Source organism: Aeromicrobium jepli (assembly GCF_047246605.1).
GTDB lineage: Bacteria > Actinomycetota > Actinomycetes > Propionibacteriales > Nocardioidaceae > Aeromicrobium.
The window spans coordinates 1-22,028 of the sequence record NZ_JBFOKO010000015.1; the positions used below are offsets into that span (position 1 = coordinate 1).

Below are 22,028 nucleotides of genomic sequence, written 5' to 3' on the forward strand. Positions count from 1 at the left end.
GGACGACGCCACACAGCCCTCGAAGGACTACCCCCGATCAGCCGACTGTCATGAACGTCTCAGCCGAGTACATCTAGCCGCGGCTGAGTGAGACGGGCCCCGGCAGGCGCAGCTTGTCGGGGTTGCGCACGATGTGCATCGTCGTCACGACGCCGTCCTCGACGACCGCGGTCGCCACCGACGTGATCACGCCGGCCTCGCGGAAGACCAGGCCCAGCTCGCCGTTGACCCACTGCGTCTCCATCGTGACCTCGGCCGGCATGACCGCGGCGAGGAAGCGCAGCACCTTGTCGCGGCCCTCGATCGGCCGGCGGGCCGCCGAGACCTTGCCGCCGCCGTCGCTGACGAGCACCACGTCGGGCGAGATGACGTCGAGCAGCTGCTGCAGGTCGCCTTCGGTCACCGCGCGCTGGAAGCGGGCGACGACCTCGGTGCGCTCGTCGGCCGTCACGTGCGTGCGGGGCCGCCGGGCCGCGACGTGGGCGCGGGCCCGGCGGGCGATCTGCCGCACGTTCTCGGGCGTCCGGTCGACGGCGGCGGCGATCTCCTCGTACGGCAGGTCGAACACCTCGCGCAGCACGAACACGGCGCGCTCGGTGCTGCCGAGCGTCTCGAGCACCAGCAGCATCGCCGTCGAGACCGAGTCGGCCAGCGCGACGTCGTCGGCGACGTCGGGGACCGTCTCGAGGGGCTCGGGCAGCCACGGGCCGACGTACGACTCGCGCTGCCGGGCCAGGGTGCGGAGCCGGTTCAGCGCGAGCCGCGTGGTGATCCGCACGAGGTACGCGCGCGGGTCGCGGACGTCGCCGCGGTCGTCGGCGCTCCAGCGCAGCCACGCCTCCTGGACGACGTCCTCGGCGTCGGCGGCGGACCCGAGCATCTCGTAGGCGACGGTGAACAGCAGCGCGCGGTGCGCCGTGAAGTCGGCCAGGACGTCGGTCACCGGGCGTCCGCCAACGGCAGCTCGCACACGTCGCTGAAGCCCTGGCTCGCCAGTCCGGCGGCGTAGTTGAAGCGCGATCGCTGGTTCTCCACGGCCACCATCATGGTCAACTCGACCAGCGCCTCGTCGCCCAACGCGCCGCGCAGGCTCGCGACCTGCTCGTCCGTGACGGTGGGCGGCGTCGCGGTCATGGCCTCGGAGTAGGCCATGACCTCGCGCTCGAGGTCGGTGAAGACGTCCGAGTCGCGCCAGCGCGGCACCTCGCGGACCTTCCGCTCGTCGAGGCCCTCGCCGTGCGCGAGGTAGTAGCCGAAGTCGAGGCACCAGCTGCAGCCGATCGACGCCGCCGAGGCCATGACGGCGAACGTCTTCAGGTGCGGGTCGAGCGTGTCCCACGTGGCGATGCGCCGTTCCCAGGCGAGGTCGGCGCGCAGCACCTTGCGGTGGTGCCACAGCACCGGGACAGTGTCGGGGACGCGGCCGTACATGCGGCGCGCGACGGCGCTCACGAGGCGGGCGGCCGGCGAGTCCATCGCGGCGGCGGGGATGCGGAACGTGCTGGGCATGGTGCCTCCTTCGTCGGACCTCGGGCGAGGTCACTCGACATGGAGACACCGGCCGATGCCGATCCGTGACAGCCGTCGTCCAGATGGCGGTCCCGCCGAGCCCGCGTAGCCTGACAAGGGAACCCACCCGAAGGAGAGATCCATGAAGCTGAGCCACGTCCCGCTGCGCGTCGCGACCGGCGCGTACATCCTCAACAGCGGCCTGGTCAAGCGGAACCTGTCCCGTGAGACGGCCGAGGGCATGCAGGGCATGGCCGCCGCCGGAGTGCCGCAGGTCAAGAGCCTGGACCCCGGCACCTTCGGCAAGGCGCTGAGCGCCGGCGAGATCGCGCTCGGCGCCGCCCTGCTCACGCCGTTCGTCCCTGCGACCGTCGCCGGTGCGGGCCTGACCGCGTTCGGCGCCGGCCTGGTGAACATCTACCTGAACACGCCCGGCATGACCGCCGAGGGCTCGAAGTTCCGCCCCAGCCAGGAGGGCACGGGCCTGGCGAAGGACGTCTGGCTCGTCGGCGCCGGCCTGAGCCTGCTGATCTCGGGCCTGACGTCCCGCAAGAAGATCAAGATCTGATCGCTCAGGCGTCGCCCGGCTCCTCGCTGAGCCGGGCGACGTTCTCGAGCACCGCGCCCGCCGCCTCGCCCAGCACCTTCACCTGCTCCGGTGTGAGCACGTCGAAGAACAGCTCGCGCACGCGCGCGACGTGGGTCGGGGCGGCGGCGTCGATCGCGTCGCGTCCCGCCTCCGTGAGCGAGATGCACGGATGACCTCCGTCCTCCCCGCCCTCGCGCTCGACCAGGCCGCGCTCCTCCAGCAGGCGGACCTGCTCGTCGAGGCGCTCCGCCGGCCACTGCAGCTCGAAGCACAGGTCGGGCGAGCGCAGCTGCGCGTCGGGAGCCTCCGAGAGCATCGCGAGCACCTCGTAGTCCGACATCGACATGCCTGCGTCGGCCCTGAGGGTCAGGTCCATCGCCGTCATCAGGTTCGAGTGCATCCGCAGGATCCCGCGCCACGCGGCCTGCTCCGTCTCGTCGAGCCACTCGGTCATGCGCGCTCCTTCGCGACGAGCTCGCGGACGGCCGGGGCGACCTCGGCGGCGAACGTCTCGGTGGTGGTGGTGTCGTCCGAGGCCAGGATGAAGGCGCTCGTGCCGTGGGTCAGGGCGATCTCGGCCAGCTCCTGTGCCCACTGCGCGGGCGGGCCGTCCAGCAGCCCGTGGCCCTGCTCGCGGAATCGGCCGTTGATGTTGAGGAGACGGCGGATGTCGCTCGGCTTCCGGCCGGCCTTGAGCGCGGCGTCGTCGATGCGGCGACTCATGCCGGCGAGGTCGGCGGGGCCGTTCTCCAGGTACGACAGCGACGGCAGCCAGCCGTCGGCGAGGCGGCCGGTCAGCCGCAGGATGCGCGGCTTGTAGGCGCCGACCCAGATGCCGACGTCGTGCGCCGGGGCGGGGCCGCGCTTGGCGCCGACGACCTCGTAGTGCTCCCGCGGACCGAGAGGACGCTCGAGTCGGACGCGTCCCAGATGCCGCGGATGACGGCGATGGCCTCCTCGAGCGCCTCGATGGACTCGCCGGGGGTGCGACGCGGGCCGCCCATGGCGACGACGCCGTCCCAGAAGGCGCCGGCGCCGAGGCCGAGCTCGATCCGGCCGCCGCTGAGCTGGTCGAGCGTCGCGATCGAGCGGGCCAGCACGGCGGGCGGGCGCAGCGGGAGGTTCGTGACGTTGGCGGCGAGGCGGATGCGCTCGGTGCGGGCCGCGGCGAAGGCCAGCAGCGTCTGGGTGTCGTGGAACTTCGCGACGTAGGGGTGGTCCTGAAAGGTCACCAGGTCCAGGCCGGCGCGGTCGGCGACGACCGCCTGCTCGACGGCTTGGTGGACGGGCCGGTTCGTGGGCGTGACGAACGTGCCGAACAGCAGGTCGTGACCGTGGTCCGGGCCCGAGAGGCCACCGGGTGACATGCCTCCACCCTAGGTCCGCTCTGGTTGAACGCGAGTGAGCGACGCGAGTCGGGCTCAGACTCGGCTGAAGACGACGTGCACCGTGCCGCTCTCGGCGGTCTCGGTGGACACGGCGTAGCCCTCCTCGAAGTGCCGCAGGTCGTCCCACAGGCGGATCCCCTGACCGAGCAGGATCGGCGCGATCGCCACGTGCAGACGGTCGACGAGTCCGGCCTTGAGGAAGTCGCGCACCACCGTTGCCCCTCCCCCGATGCGCACGTCCTGGCCGTCGGCGGCCTCCCTGGCGCGCTCGAGTGCCTCCTGCGGCGTGGCCGTGATGAAGTGGAAGGTGGTCCCGTTGTCGAACGCGATGTCCTCGCGCGGCGCGTTGGTCAGGACGAAGACGGGCACGCGGAACGGCGGCTCGCCGCCCCACCAGCCACGCCAGTCCGGGTCGTCCCCGTGCAGGTGCAGGCCGAACATGCCGGCGCCCATGATCTCCGCGCCGATCCCCTCGAAGTAGGCCGCGGCGTACTTCTCGTCGACGCCCGTCGTCCCCTGGCCGCTCGTGTCGCCGAAGACCCGCTCGCGGAACGTGCGCGTCGCCGCGTACGCCGCCGTCAGCTGCCCCCAGTCCTCCCCCATCGGGTTCTCCGGAGTGCCGTCGGCGGTCGTGGCGAAGCCGTCGAGCGAGATGTTCAGGTCAGCGCGCACCGTCATGGGCGCCAGTCTGGCCGGGCTTCGCCGCCGCGTCGAGACCTTGTGTTCGCGGCTTGCCCCATCATCGGACCGCGACCGGCCACGTGACTAGGGGCGTGTTCCAGTCCTGAGGGTGGAAAGAACTTGAGTTCCAGATATGTGCGTCAGTGCGGTCGGACGCATCTTGCATCTTTCTTTGAACGACCAAAATGACACGTCTGATCACTGTTTCAGAGCCAGTACGTCTTGTACGGTGTCGCGTCCTTGCCCATCACTAGGAATGACAGGTCCAAGCCAACCCCTTGGAACGCGTCGGTAATTTCTTGGTTCTTTTCCAGCGCCGTCTTCACAGCACGCATCTTTGCGTCGCGGTCGAACTCCGCAGTCCATACCGGATGGTCCACGATCCGCTTAACACTCACCGCAAGTTCTGCGCTTTGTGACTCGGTGAGTTCTGCGGACATAGGACTCTTCGGCGTCGCCGTGATCACAACGCGCTCGTACATTCGCCGGATGAGGTCCGCGACATATGAGAGCGCGCCTTGGTAAGACATACGCCGTGCGCGCTCTACTTCGACCTCGGTCAGCGCGACGCCGTCTTCCGTCGGTTCGAAGGCATAGTCGTTCAGGAGGTTCAGAAGCGCGACAACATTCATCGCCTCGATGTCCCGGCTTTCTTGTGCGGCCACACCCTTAGATGTCTGGGCCTCCCGCGCGACCAAACGCTCAATGACCTTTGTCTTCAACGCCTGCTCGGTGAATCCAAACACCCCCGCCGGGCTGCCAGGACGCCTCACATGCGCTGTTATGCGTAGATCACTGGAACTCAGCACGTTCTGTACCAGTGCAGCCTGCAGCGCGGCCTTTCCTCTTGCCCGCTCGGTCTGCGGTAGCCATGCCAAAAACCCGGCCTCGGACACTTCGGAAATGCCTACCGATTCCTCGTATTCGGCGAACTTGTTCTCCCACTCGTCGGCCATCTTGCCTGCAAGCTCAAACGGCGACAACGGGAGTTTCTTGATCTTTGCTTGGATCGAGTTGACCAGTTCATTTGCTTGAGAAGCGGTCATATCGAGGTACACCTTCGAGGTGACCCCTTGGCGATCCATCATCCAACTGGCGAGCGTCTTGTGTTGGCCATCGAACATGAGAAGGCGCGTCGGCTTTCCCATCTCCAATAGCTCGACGCGGCAACTCGGCGGTTCGTGGAGGACGTTCCGTTGCATGTCGGCATAGATGGACCAGGCGTGATCCGTCCGGACTACACGCGGCTGGCAATCGTCGTCGTTGTATATGGCTGTTCGGGGCAGTGTCAAGAACACGTACCGCTGCGTGCCGACCTTATTGGATTCTTCGAAGACCGGTACGGCGACCACCGATCCGTCCGGCAGCTCGAAGGTCGCTACGCCGTCGTCCACTGTCACAACGCTCGGCTGGGGTTCAATCCCGAAGTGCTCGAGGAAGCCGTCGTACTTTATACGACCTCCCTTCTTTCGCGCATAGGCAAGCAACTTGAGATACGGCCGGATGGGAACAGTCTTCGCATTCCGCTTCGCCTTATTGCATGACGCGTGCGCCAGATTGAGGTTCCCCAAATCCGTCGTCCCGCCGTCAGACTCCGGCACATCATGGTCCGCTTGGATATCGTCGGCGGACCGATTGAGGGGTTCCTCGCAGAGGTGGCATCGCCCGCCCGCCTTGTCCCACAGAGCTTGCTCGATGCTCGAGCGTTCGTCTTCGGGCAGCTTTTTTCGCATTACCTGCGAGATGTTGATGGGCACCAAGTTCTCCTTCGTCTGAAACACCCTAGCCATGAAGCAGCGCAGCCCGCCGCAACAGAGTTCAGGCGCGTCCTTCCGGGCTTTGGCGAACACGCGACGACCACCCATCTCAGGCCGCTCTGGAGCGCGGAGTATCACCGCGAATACGAACTAGCCGCCGACCTCGAGAATGAAATCTGTTAACGTCCAGAGCCACCCCTGCTGTGCAGGCGTGTAAGTCCGATGCAACTCCCTCGGCAGCACGAGCTGCACCCCAAGTGCTCGCATCTCGCTCGTCTGAGCCTCGGAGATCGCCGGCTGAAGGCTCGCCAGGTGCTTCACCGGGATCCGGTCAGCCTCGGTCAAGACTTGCCGCCATCGGTCCTTGGAGGTCGTCTTTGCTCCGAGCATACGTAGTTCCGAGCCAGGAAACGTTGGATCCGTGTAGGCACGTGAAGATGGGAACAAGAAATCCGGCTTGGCCTTGCGCTCAGTGACTGCGCCCCTTTCGTACGCGACGCCTCTGGCCGTGAAGATCGCCGCGAGATGATTCTCGAACGCGTGCCCAGAGCGAGATTTCCGGCGGTTCTGGACACCAAGCGAGAATGAGATGAAATCCTCGACTGCTTCACTGCCGGAAAACCCGACCGCCAGCCGCTTCTCGACGATGCTCCGCTCGAGTGCCTGGAACAGCCTGTACTCAGTCTCCCACCATCTGATGAGGCATGCGTCCGCGTCGTCACGAGGATCGGGCGCGTCCGACTGCTCGCGCGCGAACGCGGAGAATTCGGCGGTCGACGGGAACGCGTCACCGAACCTTGCTTCGACCAATTCGACGTCCGACTCGTCCGAGAGCGTCGCTTCGATGCCAAGCACATCAAGAAGCACTTCCGCATCAAATGAGGTCAGCCGCTCCTTGAACGTCGCATCATCCGCCGCGGTAAACCGCTGAGTCTGATTACGATCGAAGTTGAAAAGCCAGAGGAGTTGGGTGGCAGTCGAGCATCCCGCCCTCGCGATGATCACGGCGGCATCACCGTCAGGACGCACAGCGAACACCAAGACGTCGCCCGGTCGCGCGACGCGAATCACCTTGTTGTCCGGGTAATAGATCCTCGCCTCGCTACGGCTGGGGTGGCGTTCCCGCGCGTCGTAGTACTTGACGATCACGTCACACACGAGCGGCGGCTCATCATCGTCGAGGTAAACGAACCTTGTGGCGATCTCCCGGCGCGGCACTGGCGGCCCCAAGAATCGCTGCATCTCGATGGTCGCTTGGAACTCGTGCTGGTTCGAGGACGTGGGATCGATTTCCACCGCGGACAATCTCTTCGCCGCAGCCCCGCGGAACCACCGGGATAGGTCTGCGCTCATCCGGCGAGGCTCCCGGAAACACTCCGGGCCGCTGGCGAGATGTGGTGCGCCATCAATTCAGCAACGGCTGAGATGGCGGGCACCACCACGCTGTTACCGAATTGCTTGTAGGCCTGAGTGTCGCTGACAGGGATGACGAAATCGTCATCGAAACCCATCAGACGGGCACACTCCCTGGGGGTGAGGCGTCGCGGATTCCTACCGGTCTGGGGGATCAGAATCTCGGAGCCGTCTTTGTAATAACGGGCGGACAAGGTTCGCGTCGTCCCATCAAGGTCGACGAGTCCGAAGCCGAATCCATTTCCGGCTGCTCGGTGCTTCGCAGCGTAGTTCTGTAGATACGTCCAGAGGTGATCCGTGAGTGTGTACTTGTCGTTCACACGGCCAGTCGTCGGGTCAACAAAACGACCACCGTCATGAGAGAGGTCGGCATCGGACGGCTTGTGAAGCACATCACGGACCGTGGATGGGTAGTCCTCGAGCGCCAACTCGTCGAAGTCGAAATCTGAGCCTTCCCGGAAACCCACCAAGATGATGCGCTCACGATTTTGCGGCGTGAAGTGCTTTCCGTTGATGACGCGCGTGTGCAGCTCATACCCAAGCTCCTCTTGGAGCGTCGCTCGTATCACCTCGAAGGTCCGGCCCTTGTCGTGCGACTTAAGATTCTTCACATTCTCTAGGAGAAACGCGGCGGGTCGCTTCTCGTCAATGATCCGAGCGACGTCGAAGAAGAGCGTTCCCTGCGTGGCATCCGCGAACCCGTGGGCACGTCCAAGCGCATTCTTCTTCGAGACGCCGGCGATCGAGAAGGGCTGGCAAGGAAACCCGCCCACCAGTACATCGTGATCGGGGACCGCGGACGCTTCGACCGCGGTGATGTCGCCCGCAAAGACGTGCTCGCCATACTCGTCGTCGGGGAAGTTGGCCTTGTAGGTCTGTTGCGCCCAGCGATCCCACTCGCTGGTGAACACGCACTCGCCCCCGATGCGCTCAAAGGCAGTGCGGATGCCGCCGATGCCAGCGAACAGGTCAACGAACGTGAACGCGCGGGGCGCACTGCTGGTTCGTCCGAGTCGCAGGAACTCCTTGAGCGCCGGAACCGCGAGTGAAGGGATCGAGGTGTTGCCAGCCTCCCAGCGAGCGACCGTTCGGTCGTTCACTCCCAGCGCCTCAGCGATCTGACGCTGAGAGTAGCTTTCGCGCGCGGCGCGGAGAAGGTCAAGTGCTGCAGTCACCAAGAACTCCAAGGGTAGATTGAACGACATTTTGTCAGGTGTTTGTCCCGCCGAGCCAAGCGACACGCGGGTGCAGGCTGAAACACTAAGCGGAGGGTCCGACATTCGGATGGGCGAGAATCTGGGCATGCCGAAGCCGGCGAACGAACATGTGCGGCGACGATTCGCGGCGCAGCGCACTCGCGACACCACCGCGGAGATTCAACTGCGCAGGGAGCTCCACCGGATGGGCTACCGCTATCGGGTCGACACGGTCGCAGAACCCTCGATCCGCTCCAAGCCCGACATCGTCTTTCGACGCAAGAAGGTGGCCGTCTACGTGGACGGGTGCTTCTGGCATGGCTGCCCCGAGCACTTCATCCCTCCAAAGAACAACGCTGCTTGGTGGGACGAAAAGATCTCGGCGAACCGGCATCGGGATGCCTCGACGCGCGCGCGCTTGGTCGAACACGGATGGAGAGTGTTGGCGTTCTGGGAGCATGAGGACGTTCTGGTGGCTGCGAACGTCGTTGCCACTGCCTTGCGGTCTGATCCGCCTGTCGGTCAGGATGACGAATCGTGATCGGAGCCCGCCCCGGGACTTGAACCCCAGAAGCTCCGCGGTGCGAGTCGCCGATGCCTCTGACGAGGCGTTGAACGGGGAGGTGCCGCCGTCGGCGCCGCAAGTCCGAGACCTCTAGGCCCGACTCACCTTCCACACGCCCAGCAGGAACAAGCTGATCGCCGAGGCGATCGCCACGGCCGTCCAGAGGGCGCGGGCGTCGGAGACGGCGCCGGCGCGCGCCGGGCCGAGGCTGATCAGCGCGATCAGGGCGGTCGCCCAGGCGAGGAGGGCGACGACCACGGCGATGCCGAGGACGATCCCGCCGAGGCGCGACGGTCTGGTCTCCTCGCGGTGGAGCTGGTCGTCGGGCATCCCGACGTGCGGGTACCAGACGTGGACGTGAGGCAGGTGGAGATGTGCGTTGGCCATGATGCTCTCCGTTCGACTCGAGGTCGCATCGACCGGTGATCCTTCGAATGTACGCCTGCGATTCCGGCACGACAACGCCCTCCGAGCGGCGCAAACCCGGGCACGACGGGCCCAACACGGGCATGCTTGCGCCATGACGATCCTGGACGACAACCGGTACGTCGCACTGGCTCGCCTCGTGCGCCGCTACGGCCGGTCGGACCTGCTCGCCGGCGCCCACCTCGATGAGTTCGACATCGACGACGAGGCCCCGCTCGGCGACACGGAGCGCGCCGAGGCCTTCGCCGACGACCTCGAGAAGATGGGCCCCACCTTCATCAAGCTCGGCCAGCTGCTGTCCACCCGCTTCGACCTGCTGCCCGCCTCGTACACGACCGCGCTCGAGCGCCTGCAGGACGAGGTCGACCCCATCGACTTCGACACCGTCCGCGAGGTCGTCGAGGCCGAGCTCGGCGCCACGCTCAAGGAGCGGTTCAGCGACTTCGACGTCAAGCCGCTCGCGGCCGCCTCCCTCGGCCAGGTCCACCGGGCGGTCCTGCGCAACGGGCGCGAGGTCGTCGTGAAGGTCCAGCGACCCCACGTCCGCGAGACCGTCCGCGAGGACATGAAGGTCCTCGGCCGCCTCGCGCGGCTCGCCGACAAGCGCACGGACGTCGGCCGCAGCTTCGGCTTCGGCCGCCTGCTCGACCAGTTCCGCCGCTCCCTCGCCGGAGAGCTCGACTACCGCCGCGAGGCCCGCAACCTGGTCACCTTCGGCGAGCTCACCGCCGGCTACGACCTGTTGGTGGTCCCCCAGCCCGTCGAGGCGTACACGACCTCGAAGGTCCTGACGATGGACTACGTCGAGGGCCGCAAGGTCACCGACATCGGGCCGCTCGGGCTCACCGACGTCGACGCGCGCCCCGTCGTGGAGCAGCTGTTCAGCGCCTACCTGCACATGATCCTGGACGCGGGCCTCATCCACGCCGACCCGCACCCGGGCAACCTGCTGCTCACCCCCGACGGCCGCCTCGCCCTGCTCGACTTCGGCATGACCGCCTCGGTCCCGCCGCGCATCCAGCACCACATCATCAAGCTGCTGCTGGCCATCAGCGACGGCGACGGTGAGGAGACCGCCTCGATCCTGGCCACCATGGGCCACCCGGTGGACGGCTTCGCGCCGGCCGCGTTCCGCGACGACGTCGCCCACCTCGTCTCCGAGGCCATCGCGAGCGGCGCCGAGGTCGCCGTCGGCGCCGTGCTGGTCGACCTCAGCCGGCTCTCCGGCGCCCACGGCTTGCGCCCGCCCGCCGAGATGTCGATGGTCGGCAAGGCGCTGCTCAACCTCGACCGCGCCACGACGCACCTCGACCCGGGCTTCTCCCCCGCCGAGGCCATCCGCGAGAACGTGAGCGACATCTTCGCCGCGGGCCTGACCATGTCCACCGGGGGCGTCGTCGCCGCGGCGATCGAGTCCAAGACCTTCCTCGAGCAGCTGCCCAAGCGCGCCAACCGGATCATGGACTCGCTCGCCGACGGCGAGTTCCAGCTGACCGTCAACGCCATCGACGAGCAGCGCCTCCACACCGTGCTGCAGCGCATCGCCAACCGCCTCACGCTCGGCATCATCATCGCCGCCACGATCCTGGGCGCCGCGATGATGATGCGCGTCCCCTCGACGTGGACGCTGTTCGGCTACCCCGGCCTGGCGATGCTGTTCTTCCTCTTCGCCGTGCTCGCCGGTGCCGCCCTCGCTGCGTGGGTCGTCATGACCGACCGCCGCGTCGCGAGGTCCGACCACCCCGCCGGGCCGCCGTCCTGACTCACTCCGCCGGCGCCGGCTCGTCCTCCCGTGTCCACGCCTGCGTCTGGGTGAGCCAGAACAGGTAGCCCAGGGCCGGCAGCACGATGATCGCGGCCAGCAGGGCCGCCACCACGAGGGCCCACAGCGTCGCGGTCGCGCCGGCCGCCTCGGAGATCGTGACCTCGTCCACGAGCATCCACGGGTACTGGCCGACGCCCCAGCCCGTGATGACCGCACCCACGGCCACGACCGCGGTCACGCGCGCCACGGCGTACCGGCGGGTCCACAGCAGCCACAGCGTCGCCGCGCCGGCCAGCGCGGACACGATCATGAGCGGCAGTGCCCGGCCGGTCAGCCCCTCCCACAGCGTCGGCGCGTCGTCGCGCAGCGGGATGAGCCCGGCGAACACCACGAGCCCGGTCACCACGCCGACGATGAGCGTCCGGCGGTGAAGGTACGCGACGAGGTCGGCCCGATCCGCGCGTGCGGCGTCGGCGGTCAGGAACACCCCCGCCAGGAACGAGCACGTCCCCACGGCGACCAGTCCGCCGACGATCGAGGTCGGGTGCAGCCACGAGGTCCACAGGTCGCCGCGCCCGTCCATCGGCACGCGCCCCGACGCGATCGCCCCGGCCACCGTGCCGAGGAAGAACGGCGTGATGACCGAGGAGGTCGCGAAGAACGCCCCGAACACCTGCGCCTGCCGCAGCGTCGCGGCGTACTTGCGGAACGCGAACGAGGCGCCGCGCAGCACGATCCCCAGCAGCGCGAACAGCAACGGCAGGATCAGCGTGTCCATGGCGGCGGCGAACGACCTCGGGAAGCCCGTCCACCACACCACGAGGATGTAGATGAGCCAGACGTGGTTCGCCTCCCACACCGGCCCGATGTGGTGGTCGATGTGCGTCCGCAGCGCCGCGCCCCGACGCGCGTTGCCGGCCGTGAGGTCGTAGAAGCCGGACCCGAAGTCCGCGCCGCCGAACAGCGCGTACGCGACGACACCGACGAACATCGCCGCGGCCACCACGATCTCGACGTTCATCGCGGCCCCGGATCCCCCGACGCGCTGTCCGCCAGCTGCGGGCCGTACGGACTCGGCAGGTCGTCCTCGCCGGACCGCCAGCGCCGCGCCATCGACCTCAGCACGATCACCGCGCCGACGGTCATCCCCGTGTAGACGACGACCGTCGCGGCGAGGAGCCACCACAGTCCGCTGTTCTCACCCGCGGCGTCCGCCGTGCGCAGGTACCCGTAGACGACCCACGGCTGCCGCCCGACCTCGGTGGCGATCCAGCCCATCTCGAGCGCGACCACCGACAGCGGGCCGGCCAGCACGACGAACCTCAGCCACCAGCGGTTCTCCAGCAGGTCTCGCCCGCGCCACCGCACGAACCAGAAGAAGATCACCGAGAGCATGAGCAGCGTCCCGATGCCCACCATCGACTGGAACGCGATGTGCGTGATGTTGACCGGTGGGCGCTCGTCCTCGGGGATCGTGTCGAGTCCCTGCACGGGCTCGGTGAAGGAGTTGCGCGCGATGACCGAGCCGAGCCGCGGCAGGTCGATCGCCCCACGGACCTCGCCGTCGATGAGGACACCGCCGAGCCGCAGCGGCGACGGGCTCTCGGTCTCGAGGGCGAGCTCGAACGCGGCGAGCTTGGCCGGCTGGGTCTCGGCCACGCGCAGCCCCAGCAGGTGCCCCACGAACGGCTGCGCGATCGCCGCGACGGTCGCGAACGTGAACGGCACGATGAAGCCGAGCCGGTGGTGCTCGTCGCGCCGCCCGCGCAGCATCCCGACGGCGTAGACCGCGGCGATGAGGAAGCCCACCACGACGAACGCGCCGACCCACATGTGCGCGAAGTGCAGCCACACCTGGTCGTTGAACATGGCCCGCCACGGGTCGACGTCCACGACCTCGCCGTCGACGATCCGGAACCCGGCGGGATCGTTCATCCACGCGTTGACCGACAGGACGCAGAACGTGCCGACGATGCCCGCGAGCGCCATCGGCACGAGCATCAGCAGGTGCCGCTTCGGAGGCATCCGGCCCCACCCGTACAGATAGATGCCCAGGAAGATCGCCTCGACGAAGAACGACAGCCCCTCGAACGCGAACGGCAGGCCGAGCACGTCGCCGTACGTGCCCATCAAGCCGGGCCACAGCAGGCCCATCTCGAAGCTGAGCACCGTCCCGGACACCGCGCCGATCGCGAACAGGACCGCCGAGACCTTGGCCCAGCGCTTGGCCAGCCCCAGCGCGATCGGGTCGTCCCGGAAGATGCCGCGGGCGTGGACGACGAAGATCATGGTCGGGAACGCCACCCCGAAGCACGCCAGCACGATGTGCCAGCCCAGCGAGAGCGCCATCTGCTGGCGGGCAGGCAGCAGTCCCGCAGGCGCGTCCTGAGCGGCCGTCAGGGCGAGTTCGAGCAGGGACATGAGTCCTCCTGCCGTCCAATGTACGGGCGAAGCGCCGGGACCGCCCGGGCCCGGACGACGGCCGTCCCCTCGGCCGCCGCCCGAGCCCCGACATGACGCAGGGTGGCCCGCGAGGGGCCACCCTGCGGGTCCGCCGTCGTGGTCGGCGGACCTGCAGTAGGGAGCGACCACGAAGGGTGGGAGCCGCTCCCCCTGCCGATCAGAAGCGCGAGAACGGCTTCGGCGTCGCGTAGCCGAAGGTGGCGTTCTCGGCGAAGGCGTCGACCCCGAACGTGGCGTTCAGCGCATCGGCCGCCGTCTTGGTCAGCGTCAGCCTCACCAGGCCGAGGTCCCGGCGGTCGGAGGCGCGGATCTTGAACAGGTCCACCCGACCGACGTTGCCGACCGTGCCGACGACCTTGCCGCTGACGCGCAGGCGGGCGAGGTCGATGTTGAAGTCCGACACGGTGATCGTCGCCGAGCCGGCCGCGAGGTTGAGGCCGCCGCTGTGCTTGATGCGCAGGCCCTTGAGGCGGTAGCCGGTGATCGGGAACGTGGCGGCGATGGTGTCCTTGTAAGCGCCCGCCTTGGCGCCCTGGACGGGAGTCGGCGTGATGCCGGCGCCGGCGATCAGGTCGTACACGGGGGGCGCGACGACGACCCGGGTGTAGCCGACCTTCGAAGAGCTGCTCTTGGCGGTCGCCGCCTGCGCGGGCGACCCCAGAGCGGTCGTCATGCCCACTCCCAGCACGACGGTCAGCAACGCGAGAATTGCCTTCTTCATGATTTCCCCTTTGTCAGCGGCCGGGACTTCCGACCTCCTGACATTGCTTCGGGGCGCCCGCGAGTTCGGATGAGTCCCATCTCACAGTCTGAGAATGCCTGAAAGATCAGGGAGAACGTTCACTTCCGGACGAGGCGGACCCCGTCAGGACGCAGACCGCAGCGCCCTGCGGACGATGCCGTCCGTCACCGCGTCGACCACCCGGCGCGGCAGCAGTCTCGTCAGCAGCAGGGTCCGTCGGGCGGCGCGGCCCGGGACGATCACGGCACGGCGGCGGTCGATGCCGCGCAGGATCTCGCGCACCGCCGGCTCCAGCTCGAGCGTGCCCGCCATGCCCTTGAGGGCGCGGGTCGCCGGCAGCATGGTGCGCCGCTCCTCGTCGACCATGGGCGTCTCCACCTCGGGCGGGCACACCACCGAGACGTCCACGCCGCGCGGCCGCTGCTCGATCCGCAGCACCTGGCCCAGGCCGACGACGCCGTACTTCGACGCGGCGTACGCCGCGTACCCGTAGTTCGCGACGAGGCCGGCCATCGAGGCGATCAGCACGAGGTGCCCGCCCCGCCCGAGCCGCGGGAGGACCGCCGCGGCGACGTTGCGGCTGCCGACCAGGTTGATGTCCACGACCCGCCGGAACGCGTCCTCGGACAGGTCCTCGAAGCGTGCGGCGTCCTGGACTCCGGCGCAGTTCACGGCGACGCCCGGCGTGCCGAGGGCCTCGATCCCCCGCGCCACGGCGGCCTCGACCGCGGCACCGTCACGCACGTCGACGTCCTCGGTGTGCAGCCGCACGGTCGCCCGCCCGAGCCGGTCGCGCGCCTGCGCCGAGAACGCCACGTCGAGGGCGATGACGGCGTGCCCACGCTCGGCGTAGAGCTCGGTCAGGCGCAGGCCCAGGCCGGAGCCGGCGCCGGTGACGAGGACGGGTGCGAGGGGGGACGTGGGCGAGGTCACGTCCGTAGCGTAGGACCCTCGTCACCGCGCCCGGCGGCGGTCACCCGGTGACCATCACCTGGGCCGCGGTCTCCTTCACCTTGGCGTTCGCCCAGCGCATCTGGCGCAGGGTCTGCGGGTGGCACTCCTCGGCGACCGCCAGCAGGTCCGTGTCCTGCATCGCCTGGGCGGTCTGCGCCAGCACCTCCCAGTCCAGCGAGACCCCGGCGGCCATCCGGTGGATGTGCCGCAGGTCCGCCAGCAGCAGCAGCGAGGGCTCGTGGAACCGGCCGACCAGCTCGGAGCCCTTCTGCTTCACGCGCGCGACGAGCGTCGACTCGTCCTCCGGCTCGGGATCGAGGTCGAGCCCGTACGCGTGCCCGATCTCGGCGAGGCGGCGCACGTGCTCCTGCGACCACCGCGCGATGTCGCGCGCCACGTGGAAGATCTCATGGTCGGTCCGCTGCTGGTCCGACAGCGTCAGCAGCGCGCCCGCGAGGTTGTTCTCGGAGCGGTGCAGCTCCTCGATCGCGGCACCGACCTTGTTGCCGTGCAGGCTGCGGAGCGTCTGGGTGAGTCTCATCGGCGTCCTCCGAACGTCTCGGTGACCCCCGCAGCGGCGGTCCCGCGCGTCGGCGGGACGGAGCCCGAGACGGGTCGCGAGGCGGTGGTCGTGGGTGCGGGTGCCGCGCGGCCGCCGGACCCCGAGACGCGCTCGGCCCGCGCCGCCGCGGTCTTGAAGATGGGCTGCTTGGACGCGGGGTCCCAGTCCGTCAGCGTGAGCTCGTTCGCCGCGCGACCCTCGTGCTCGGGCTCGTGCCCGCCGGGCGTGTCCCAGTAGCCGTAGTGGAACGGCAGGAACAGCACGCCGGACCGGATGCCGCTGATGCGCAGCCGCGCGGTCACCTCGCCGCGCGGCGTGGTCACCCGCAGCACGTCGCCCTCCTGCCAACCGGCCGCCTCGGCGTCGGTGGCCGACGCCTCGACCCAGACCTCGGGAGCGGCCGCCTGCAGCTGCGGCGCGCGACCGGTCTTCGTCCGGGTGTGGAAGTGGTAGAGGGTGCGCCCGGTGATGAGCTGGAACGGGAGCTCCTCGGACGGCGGCTCGTGCGGCGGCAGGTACTCGGCGGCCTTGATGACCGCTCGGCCCTGCGGGTTGAGCGCCTTGTACTCCGTCGGCGAGACCGGCGCACCGGTCACGAGGTCGCGTCCGTAGCTCTCGCACTCGTCGGGATGGGCCCAGAAGCGACCGTCCGCGTAGATCCGCTCGGTCCCGTCGGGATGGTCCTCGTTGCACGGCCACTGGATCCCGCTGCCGCCGCGCAGCCGTTCGTAGGTGATGCCCGTGTAGTCGCAGGGACGGCCGCGGCTGCACTCCTTCCAGGCCTCGAAGGCCTCCTCCGGCGTGCTCCACGTGACCAGCGGGCCACCGTCCTTGTCCTGCAGCCCGAGGCGGTGGGACAGCTCGACGAGGATGTCGAGATCCGGTCGCGCCTCCCCCGGCGGCTCGACCGCCTTCTCCGACAGGTGCACGGTCCGGTCGACGTTCGTGAAGGTGCCCGTCTTCTCGCCCCACGTCGCGGCGGGCAGGACCACGTCGGCGAGCTGCGCCGTCTCGGTGAGGAACAGGTCCTGCACCACGAGGAACAGGCGGTCCTGCGAGAGGATCGAGCGGATCCGCCCGAGCTCCGGCAGCGAGACCGCCGGGTTCGTCCCCGAGACGTGCAGGAACCGGATCGAGCCGTCCTCGACGTATCGCATCATCTGCATGAGATGGGTCGGCGCCGTGTAGTGCGGGATGCTCATCGGATCGATGTTCCAGACCCGCGCGAGGTCCTTGACGTGCTCCTCGTTCGACCAGTTGCGGAATCCCGCGAGGTCGCCGTCGGCGCCGCACTCGCGGGTGTTCTGGGCCGTCGGCTGGCCGTTCATCTGCAGCACGCCGCAGCCCGGCCGGCCGAGCATCCCGCGCAGGATGTGCACGTTGTTGACCTGCACGGCTGCGGCCGTGGCCTGGTGCGACTGGTAGAAGCCCTGCAGCACGGTCGACATGAGGCGCTGCGACGTGCCGATGAGGCGGGCGGCCTCGCGCAGGTCCCGGGCCGGCACGTCGCACACCTGCGCGGCGCGCTCCACCGTGCAGTCGCGCAGCATCTTCACGAGCTCGTCGTAGCCGACCGAGTGCGCCTCGACGTACTGGTGGTCGACCCAGTCGTTCTCGATGAGCTCGTGCAGCAGCGCGTTCATCAGCATGACGTTCGTGCCCGGCCGCGGCGCCAGGTGGACCGTGGCGTGGTCAGCGACGGGTGTCTGCCGCGGGTCGACGCACACGATGCTCGGTGGGTTGGCGCCCGCGAGCCGGTCGAGGATACGGGTCCACAGGACCGTCTGGGTCTCGGCCATGTTGTGCCCGTACAGGCAGATGACGTCCGCGTGGTCCACGTCGGTGTACGAGCCGGGCTGGCCGTCGCAGCCGAACGACTCCTTGAGCGCCTCGGCCGCCGTCGCGGTGCACAGCCGGGTGTTGCCGTCGACGTGGTTGGTGCCGATCCCGCCGTGGGCGATGACGCCGAGCGTGTAGTACTCCTCGAGGAACAGCTGGCCCGTCGTGTAGAAGCCGATCGACGAGGGTCCTCGCTCGGCCAGCAGCTCCTTCATCCGGGCCGCGACGGCCTCCATGGCGGTGTCCCAGTCGGTTTCGACGAGCTGGCCGTCGCGCCGGACCAGCGGCCGGGTCAGCCGGTCCGGCGAGCCGTTCGCCTGCCACCCGTAGAGGTCCTTGGGACCGAGACGACCGTGGTTGACCCGGTCGACCGCGCGCCCCCGCACCCCCACGATGCGCCCGTCCTTCACGGCGATGTCCATCGCGTCGCCGTTGGAGTGCAGGATCGACGCCGACTGCGCCCAGTGGTCGACGTCCTCGGGTGCGAGGCCGTCCGCCAGGTGCGTGTCGACCCGGATGGGCCACGCCTCCCCCGCCGCGTACGGCGTCCTCGTCCCCCACGGCTGTGCGATGCGATCGACGTCCATGGAACTCACTGTCGCGCGCGGACGAAGGTCTCGCACGTGCTCACAGCGCGGCGAGCAGCGCTCGGCAGGCCTCCTCGCAGCGCCGGCACGCCTCCGCGCAGATGCGGCAGTGCTCGTGCATCTCGGCGTGGTGCGCGCACTCGTCACCGCAGGCCTTGCACGCCGCGGCGCAGGCCTCGAGCAGCGCCCGCGTCACCGGGGTGGACGAGCCGCCCTGGCGCGACAGCACCGTTCCGGTCGCGCGGCAGATCTCGGCGCAGTCCAGGTCGGTCCGGATGCAGGACACCAGGTCCGCGACCATGTCCTCGGCCAGGCAGGCGTCGGCGCACGCGGTGCACGTCTGCGCGCACGCGAAGCACGCCTCGATGCACTCGGCGAGCTGCTGAGCGTCGAAGACCTCGACGTCCTTCGGATGGCTCTCGAGCATCTCCAGTGCTGTCATCGTCCCCTCCTCCTCGGCGCGGGGCCGCCGTCGGCGACCGGCTGCCGCGCCGTCACGAGGGAGGCGTACCCACGGGCGTGGCCGTCACCGCGGAGCCGGACGAACGATGAGGCATCGCGCCCCGCTCAGGCACCCGAATGCATCATCGTGCGTCACACGGAGGCGCGCGGACGCCGCCGGACCGGACGACGGATCACCGAGCCGGGCTTGGAGGCCAGCAGCGGGTCCCAGTCCTCGGTGATCTCGGTCAGCCGCGACTCGTCGACGAAGACGGCGCCGTCCCTGACCTCCTGCTCGAGGTCGCGCCCCAGGATCGTCCCCGCCGACTTCATCCCGCCCCAGATCGTGGCGTTGATGCCGAACATGTGCTCGGTGCTGGCGCCGGCCAGGAACAGGCCCGGGATATGCGTCGTGACGCGCGGCCGCCACGGGCCGAGGTTCCGCATCAGCGGAGCGATGCCGTAGCACGAGCCGTCGGACGTCAGCGTGAACCGCTCCTGCGTCATCGGGGTGGACGCCTCGCAGAACACCATCCGCTCGCGCAGGTCCGGGATCAAGATCGAGGCCGTGTCGAGGACCCGCTCGGTGAGCTCCTCCTTGAGCCGGCGGTACCGCTCGTCGCGGCCGTACTCGGCGCCCTCCTTCGGGTCGGTCTCGACGTTCCAGAAGGCGTGCTCCTTCGGCGCCCAGCTGACCAGCTCGAGCGTGGAATAGCCCGGCGGTGCCGAGTGCGTGCCGTGCGGGTCCTTCGCGGTGGGGCAGCTGATGCCGACCGGCATCTGCTCGGGGCAGCGCCCGGCGGCGACCTCGCGGTAGTAGCCGTCGACGTCGTTGTTGGGCCACACCCACGCCAGCGGCGGCGTCCCCCGCTCGCGCAGGTCCACGTCGAGGGCGACGTACACGGCGAACATCGGCTGGGTCATCTCGAGGCTCGCGAGGCGCCGGCGCAGCCGCCGCGTGAGGTGCTCGTCGCCGACCAGCTCGGTCCACGTGAGCTTGTAGTCGCCGGCGGCCACGACGATGCCGGCGCGGATCTCCTCGCCGCCGCGCAGCCGCACCCCGACGGCACGGCCGCCCTCGATGAGGATCCGCTCGACGCGCGCCTTCGTGCGCACGCGACCGCCGTGGGTCTGGATGACGTCGGTGAGGTGCGCGCCGATCACCTGTCCCCCGCCCCTCGGGTAGTACGCGCCGGCCTGCAGGTAGTGGTGCAGCAGTCCACCGTGCATGACCGCCGGCGTGCGGTGCGGCGGCCACGTGTAGTCGCCGTTCTCGGCCAGGATCACGGCCTGGACGTCGGCGCTGAGGCCGCACGCGTCCATGAGCCTGGTGATCGGACGGATTCCCCAGCGCAGCAGCATCCACGGCCTGCGGCGCGGCTCCTCCCCCGCCGAGACGATACGGAGGATGCGGACGCACCGGCGGATGCCGGCCTCCTCGTCGGGGAACGCCGCGACGAGCCGCTCGAGGTAGGCGTCCCAGCCCGTCGGCGTGTGGAACGTCGTCCCCGGGATCATGACCTGGCAGTGCCGGTCGGGATCCTGCCGGAGCCAGTGGATGCGCTCGGTGAGCGCGAGACCGGACAGCGCGGTCTGCATCCGGCCGCCGGGGTGGCACTCGCCGACGTAGTGCGTGCCGACGTCGAACTCGAACTTGTTGCCGGCGCGGCGGAAGACCTGCGTGCTGCCGCCGACGACCTGGTTGGCCTCGAGCACGAGCACCCGCTTGCCGTTGGCCGCGAGGTAGGCGCCGCACGTCAGGCCGCCGGGGCCGGCGCCCACGACGACGACGTCCCACGTCTCGCTGGTGGAGCCGTCCGGCTCGGGTGTCTGGCTCATGGTGCGCCGCTCTCGTCGAGTGATCTGGAGTCGGACTCCAGTCAACCCCCTCGGCCGCTCCACGTCACCCCCGCCACGCTCAGTCGGCCGGCGATGGAGGGATCAGTCCGGCGAGCAGGACCAGGCCCGACTCGGTCACCGTCGCCTCGACGCGCGCCGGGTCCAGGGCCAGCGCGTCGCGCCGCAGGGCCAGGGCCGCCACGCCGTTCCAGGCGCTGAAGAGGAAGAACGACATGAGCTCGGGGTCGACGCGGCGGATCGCGCCGGACTCGACGGCCTCGCGAATGCTCTGCTCGAACTCGCACCGCAGCTCGCTGAAGCGCTCGACCACCTCGGCCTCGATGCGCGTGCGCGGCCCCCGCTCCCCCGTCACCGTCAGGTACTTCACGACGACGGGATGGTCCAGCAGGAGCCGCAGGTAGGCGACGCCGATGCCGGCGAAGCGCTCCAGCGGCGACACGTCGGCCGCGTAGGCCGCGCGCAGCGTCTCGGTCGCCACCCCCAGGACCCGCTCGGTCACGGCGGCGAGCAGCGCGTCCTTCGTGCCGAAGTGCACGTAGACCGACGCCGCCGAGATGCCCGCCTCCGCGGCGACGTCCTCGACCCGGATCTCCTCCGGCGCACGCTGCGACACGAGCCGCTCGGCCGCCTCGAGCACCGTGGAGCGAGTCCGCTCGCGGCGGCGGGCACCGCGCGCGGCGGCATCGTCGGTCACGCCCTCAGCCTAGGCCTGTGGGCGCGCGACGGCCCCTCAGCCGAGCGCGGCCTCGGTGAGCTGCTCGGCGGCGCGGCCGAACAGGTCCTGCAGCCCGCCTGCCGGGTACCGCGCCGCGAGCTCGGCCGCGGCCAGCGCTCCACCGAGGAGGACCGACGGGTCGAGCTCCTGGCGCGGATCCGGGAACGGTCCGGGCTGGGGCTTGGGCCAACGACGCGGCCAGCCGGTGCCGCACCAGTCGTCGATGTCCTCGAGGAACGCCCGGTGGGCGCTCTCGTCGCGACCGCCGACGACGATGATCCCGCGCGCCACGACCGTCAGCAGGAGTCGCCCCGCGTCGACGGGCGGCAGCGGCTGCGGGTTGAGCGCGACGTGGGCGAAGCGGGCGGACAGGCCCTGCGGCCCGCCTCCGACGAGCTCCCAGATCCGGTCGTCGAACAGGGCGAGGAGCTCCAGCCGGTCCGAGCCGGACAGGCTGGCGCGTCCGTGCGCGATGGCGCGGATGAGGTCTGATGCGGTGGCCATGGTGGTCCTCCTCGGTGCGGGACGGCCGGGACGGCTCGTCACCCTCGATGAGCAGGAACGGACGCGGGTGGA

General features: G+C 69.3%; 23 protein-coding genes. 3 read left to right on the top strand and 20 right to left on the bottom strand.

What is annotated here, in order from left to right; translation table 11 throughout:
* Nucleotides 1-73 precede the first annotated feature (73 nt).
* Nucleotides 74-943, bottom strand: coding sequence for an RNA polymerase sigma-70 factor (locus AB3M81_RS18000; protein ID WP_412905318.1), 870 nt, complete (start codon nucleotides 941-943; stop codon nucleotides 74-76).
* Nucleotides 940-1,509 (bottom strand): carboxymuconolactone decarboxylase family protein, encoded by a 570-nt coding sequence (locus AB3M81_RS18005; protein ID WP_412905319.1) that lies wholly within the window; start codon nucleotides 1,507-1,509, stop codon nucleotides 940-942. The genes AB3M81_RS18000 and AB3M81_RS18005 overlap by 4 nt, the downstream gene beginning before the upstream one ends.
* 142 nt (nucleotides 1,510-1,651) lie before the next feature.
* Here AB3M81_RS18005 and AB3M81_RS18010 point away from each other — a divergent pair, with 142 nt between their 5' ends.
* Nucleotides 1,652-2,077 (top strand): hypothetical protein, encoded by a 426-nt coding sequence (locus AB3M81_RS18010; protein ID WP_412905320.1) that lies wholly within the window; start codon nucleotides 1,652-1,654, stop codon nucleotides 2,075-2,077.
* Nucleotides 2,078-2,081: 4 nt separating this feature from the next.
* On the opposite strand, the gene AB3M81_RS18015 is transcribed toward AB3M81_RS18010, so the two are convergent.
* From AB3M81_RS18015 to dcm, 7 genes are all read right to left on the bottom strand, one after another.
* Nucleotides 2,082-2,552 (bottom strand): MarR family winged helix-turn-helix transcriptional regulator, encoded by a 471-nt coding sequence (locus AB3M81_RS18015; RefSeq protein WP_412905321.1) that lies wholly within the window; start codon nucleotides 2,550-2,552, stop codon nucleotides 2,082-2,084.
* Nucleotides 2,549-2,821, bottom strand: coding sequence for a hypothetical protein (locus AB3M81_RS18020; RefSeq protein WP_412905322.1), 273 nt, complete (start codon nucleotides 2,819-2,821; stop codon nucleotides 2,549-2,551). The genes AB3M81_RS18015 and AB3M81_RS18020 overlap by 4 nt, the downstream gene beginning before the upstream one ends.
* 71 nt (nucleotides 2,822-2,892) lie before the next feature.
* A complete protein-coding gene (locus AB3M81_RS18025) occupies nucleotides 2,893-3,465 on the bottom strand; it encodes an LLM class flavin-dependent oxidoreductase (RefSeq protein ID WP_412905323.1) in 573 nt (190 codons plus the stop codon).
* 54 nt (nucleotides 3,466-3,519) lie between these two features.
* Complete coding sequence (locus AB3M81_RS18030) at nucleotides 3,520-4,164, bottom strand: dihydrofolate reductase family protein (RefSeq protein ID WP_412905324.1); 645 nt, start codon at nucleotides 4,162-4,164, stop codon at nucleotides 3,520-3,522.
* Between the two features lie 209 nt (nucleotides 4,165-4,373).
* The gene (locus AB3M81_RS18035) at nucleotides 4,374-5,924 is read right to left on the bottom strand and encodes an HNH endonuclease (protein ID WP_412905325.1); all 1,551 of its coding nucleotides are present in this window, start codon (nucleotides 5,922-5,924) and stop codon (nucleotides 4,374-4,376) included.
* A gap of 150 nt (nucleotides 5,925-6,074) precedes the next feature.
* The gene (locus tag AB3M81_RS18040) at nucleotides 6,075-7,220 is read right to left on the bottom strand and encodes a type II restriction endonuclease (RefSeq protein ID WP_412905326.1); all 1,146 of its coding nucleotides are present in this window, start codon (nucleotides 7,218-7,220) and stop codon (nucleotides 6,075-6,077) included.
* A gap of 53 nt (nucleotides 7,221-7,273) precedes the next feature.
* Nucleotides 7,274-8,512, bottom strand: coding sequence for a DNA (cytosine-5-)-methyltransferase (dcm, locus tag AB3M81_RS18045; RefSeq protein WP_412905327.1), 1,239 nt, complete (start codon nucleotides 8,510-8,512; stop codon nucleotides 7,274-7,276).
* Between the two features lie 127 nt (nucleotides 8,513-8,639).
* Between dcm and AB3M81_RS18050 the strand changes: the two genes are divergently transcribed.
* Complete coding sequence (locus AB3M81_RS18050; protein WP_412905328.1) at nucleotides 8,640-9,074, top strand: very short patch repair endonuclease; 435 nt, start codon at nucleotides 8,640-8,642, stop codon at nucleotides 9,072-9,074.
* 114 nt (nucleotides 9,075-9,188) lie between these two features.
* Here the strand turns inward: AB3M81_RS18050 and AB3M81_RS18055 are convergent, their stop codons facing one another.
* Entirely contained in the window at nucleotides 9,189-9,485 is a 297-nt protein-coding gene (locus tag AB3M81_RS18055) for a hypothetical protein (RefSeq protein WP_412905329.1), read from the bottom strand.
* Between the two features lie 133 nt (nucleotides 9,486-9,618).
* On the opposite strand from AB3M81_RS18055, the gene AB3M81_RS18060 reads away from it, so the two are divergent.
* Entirely contained in the window at nucleotides 9,619-11,286 is a 1,668-nt protein-coding gene (locus AB3M81_RS18060) for an ABC1 kinase family protein (protein ID WP_412905330.1), read from the top strand.
* Between the two features lies 1 nt (nucleotide 11,287).
* Here the strand turns inward: AB3M81_RS18060 and AB3M81_RS18065 are convergent, their stop codons facing one another.
* From AB3M81_RS18065 to AB3M81_RS18110, 10 genes are all read right to left on the bottom strand, one after another.
* Nucleotides 11,288-12,310 (bottom strand): cytochrome d ubiquinol oxidase subunit II, encoded by a 1,023-nt coding sequence (locus AB3M81_RS18065; RefSeq protein ID WP_412905331.1) that lies wholly within the window; start codon nucleotides 12,308-12,310, stop codon nucleotides 11,288-11,290.
* On the bottom strand, nucleotides 12,307-13,710 hold the full coding sequence (locus AB3M81_RS18070; protein WP_412905332.1) for a cytochrome ubiquinol oxidase subunit I: 1,404 nt from the start codon (nucleotides 13,708-13,710) through the stop codon (nucleotides 12,307-12,309). The genes AB3M81_RS18065 and AB3M81_RS18070 overlap by 4 nt, the downstream gene beginning before the upstream one ends.
* Nucleotides 13,711-13,909: 199 nt before the next feature.
* Nucleotides 13,910-14,473: a hypothetical protein gene (locus tag AB3M81_RS18075; RefSeq protein ID WP_412905333.1), complete on the bottom strand. Its 564-nt coding sequence runs from the start codon at nucleotides 14,471-14,473 to the stop codon at nucleotides 13,910-13,912.
* A 144-nt stretch (nucleotides 14,474-14,617) separates the two neighbouring features.
* Complete coding sequence (locus AB3M81_RS18080) at nucleotides 14,618-15,427, bottom strand: SDR family NAD(P)-dependent oxidoreductase (protein ID WP_412905334.1); 810 nt, start codon at nucleotides 15,425-15,427, stop codon at nucleotides 14,618-14,620.
* Nucleotides 15,428-15,467: 40 nt separating this feature from the next.
* Entirely contained in the window at nucleotides 15,468-15,989 is a 522-nt protein-coding gene (locus AB3M81_RS18085) for a hypothetical protein (RefSeq protein ID WP_412905335.1), read from the bottom strand.
* A complete protein-coding gene (locus AB3M81_RS18090) occupies nucleotides 15,986-18,436 on the bottom strand; it encodes a molybdopterin oxidoreductase family protein (RefSeq protein ID WP_412905336.1) in 2,451 nt (816 codons plus the stop codon). Before AB3M81_RS18090 ends, AB3M81_RS18085 begins: the two co-directional genes overlap by 4 nt.
* 40 nt (nucleotides 18,437-18,476) lie before the next feature.
* Complete coding sequence (locus tag AB3M81_RS18095) at nucleotides 18,477-18,878, bottom strand: four-helix bundle copper-binding protein (RefSeq protein WP_412905337.1); 402 nt, start codon at nucleotides 18,876-18,878, stop codon at nucleotides 18,477-18,479.
* 152 nt (nucleotides 18,879-19,030) lie between these two features.
* Nucleotides 19,031-20,716 carry a phytoene desaturase family protein gene (locus tag AB3M81_RS18100; protein WP_412905338.1) on the bottom strand — a complete coding sequence of 562 codons (1,686 nt, stop codon included), beginning with the start codon at nucleotides 20,714-20,716 and terminating at the stop codon, nucleotides 19,031-19,033.
* 79 nt (nucleotides 20,717-20,795) lie between these two features.
* Nucleotides 20,796-21,431 carry a TetR/AcrR family transcriptional regulator gene (locus AB3M81_RS18105; RefSeq protein WP_412905339.1) on the bottom strand — a complete coding sequence of 212 codons (636 nt, stop codon included), beginning with the start codon at nucleotides 21,429-21,431 and terminating at the stop codon, nucleotides 20,796-20,798.
* A 36-nt stretch (nucleotides 21,432-21,467) separates the two neighbouring features.
* A complete protein-coding gene (locus AB3M81_RS18110) occupies nucleotides 21,468-21,956 on the bottom strand; it encodes a hypothetical protein (RefSeq protein WP_412905340.1) in 489 nt (162 codons plus the stop codon).
* Nucleotides 21,957-22,028 lie beyond the last annotated feature (72 nt).

Excerpts from the sequence above, each read along its gene's own strand:
- AB3M81_RS18005 (WP_412905319.1), bottom strand. The coding sequence starts at position 1,509 with ATGCCCAGCACGTTCCGCATCCCCGCCGCCGCGATGGACTCGCCGGCC.
- AB3M81_RS18010 (WP_412905320.1), top strand. The coding sequence starts at position 1,652 with ATGAAGCTGAGCCACGTCCCGCTGCGCGTCGCGACCGGCGCGTACATC.
- AB3M81_RS18015 (WP_412905321.1), bottom strand. The coding sequence starts at position 2,552 with ATGACCGAGTGGCTCGACGAGACGGAGCAGGCCGCGTGGCGCGGGATC.
- AB3M81_RS18020 (WP_412905322.1), bottom strand. The coding sequence starts at position 2,821 with ATGAGTCGCCGCATCGACGACGCCGCGCTCAAGGCCGGCCGGAAGCCG.
- AB3M81_RS18025 (WP_412905323.1), bottom strand. The coding sequence starts at position 3,465 with ATGTCACCCGGTGGCCTCTCGGGCCCGGACCACGGTCACGACCTGCTG.
- AB3M81_RS18030 (WP_412905324.1), bottom strand. The coding sequence starts at position 4,164 with ATGACGGTGCGCGCTGACCTGAACATCTCGCTCGACGGCTTCGCCACG.
- AB3M81_RS18050 (WP_412905328.1), top strand. The coding sequence starts at position 8,640 with ATGCCGAAGCCGGCGAACGAACATGTGCGGCGACGATTCGCGGCGCAG.
- AB3M81_RS18055 (WP_412905329.1), bottom strand. The coding sequence starts at position 9,485 with ATGGCCAACGCACATCTCCACCTGCCTCACGTCCACGTCTGGTACCCG.
- AB3M81_RS18060 (WP_412905330.1), top strand. The coding sequence starts at position 9,619 with ATGACGATCCTGGACGACAACCGGTACGTCGCACTGGCTCGCCTCGTG.
- AB3M81_RS18065 (WP_412905331.1), bottom strand. The coding sequence starts at position 12,310 with ATGAACGTCGAGATCGTGGTGGCCGCGGCGATGTTCGTCGGTGTCGTC.
- AB3M81_RS18070 (WP_412905332.1), bottom strand. The coding sequence starts at position 13,710 with ATGTCCCTGCTCGAACTCGCCCTGACGGCCGCTCAGGACGCGCCTGCG.
- AB3M81_RS18075 (WP_412905333.1), bottom strand. The coding sequence starts at position 14,473 with ATGAAGAAGGCAATTCTCGCGTTGCTGACCGTCGTGCTGGGAGTGGGC.
- AB3M81_RS18085 (WP_412905335.1), bottom strand. The coding sequence starts at position 15,989 with ATGAGACTCACCCAGACGCTCCGCAGCCTGCACGGCAACAAGGTCGGT.
- AB3M81_RS18090 (WP_412905336.1), bottom strand. The coding sequence starts at position 18,436 with ATGGACGTCGATCGCATCGCACAGCCGTGGGGGACGAGGACGCCGTAC.
- AB3M81_RS18095 (WP_412905337.1), bottom strand. The coding sequence starts at position 18,878 with ATGACAGCACTGGAGATGCTCGAGAGCCATCCGAAGGACGTCGAGGTC.
- AB3M81_RS18100 (WP_412905338.1), bottom strand. The coding sequence starts at position 20,716 with ATGAGCCAGACACCCGAGCCGGACGGCTCCACCAGCGAGACGTGGGAC.
- AB3M81_RS18110 (WP_412905340.1), bottom strand. The coding sequence starts at position 21,956 with ATGGCCACCGCATCAGACCTCATCCGCGCCATCGCGCACGGACGCGCC.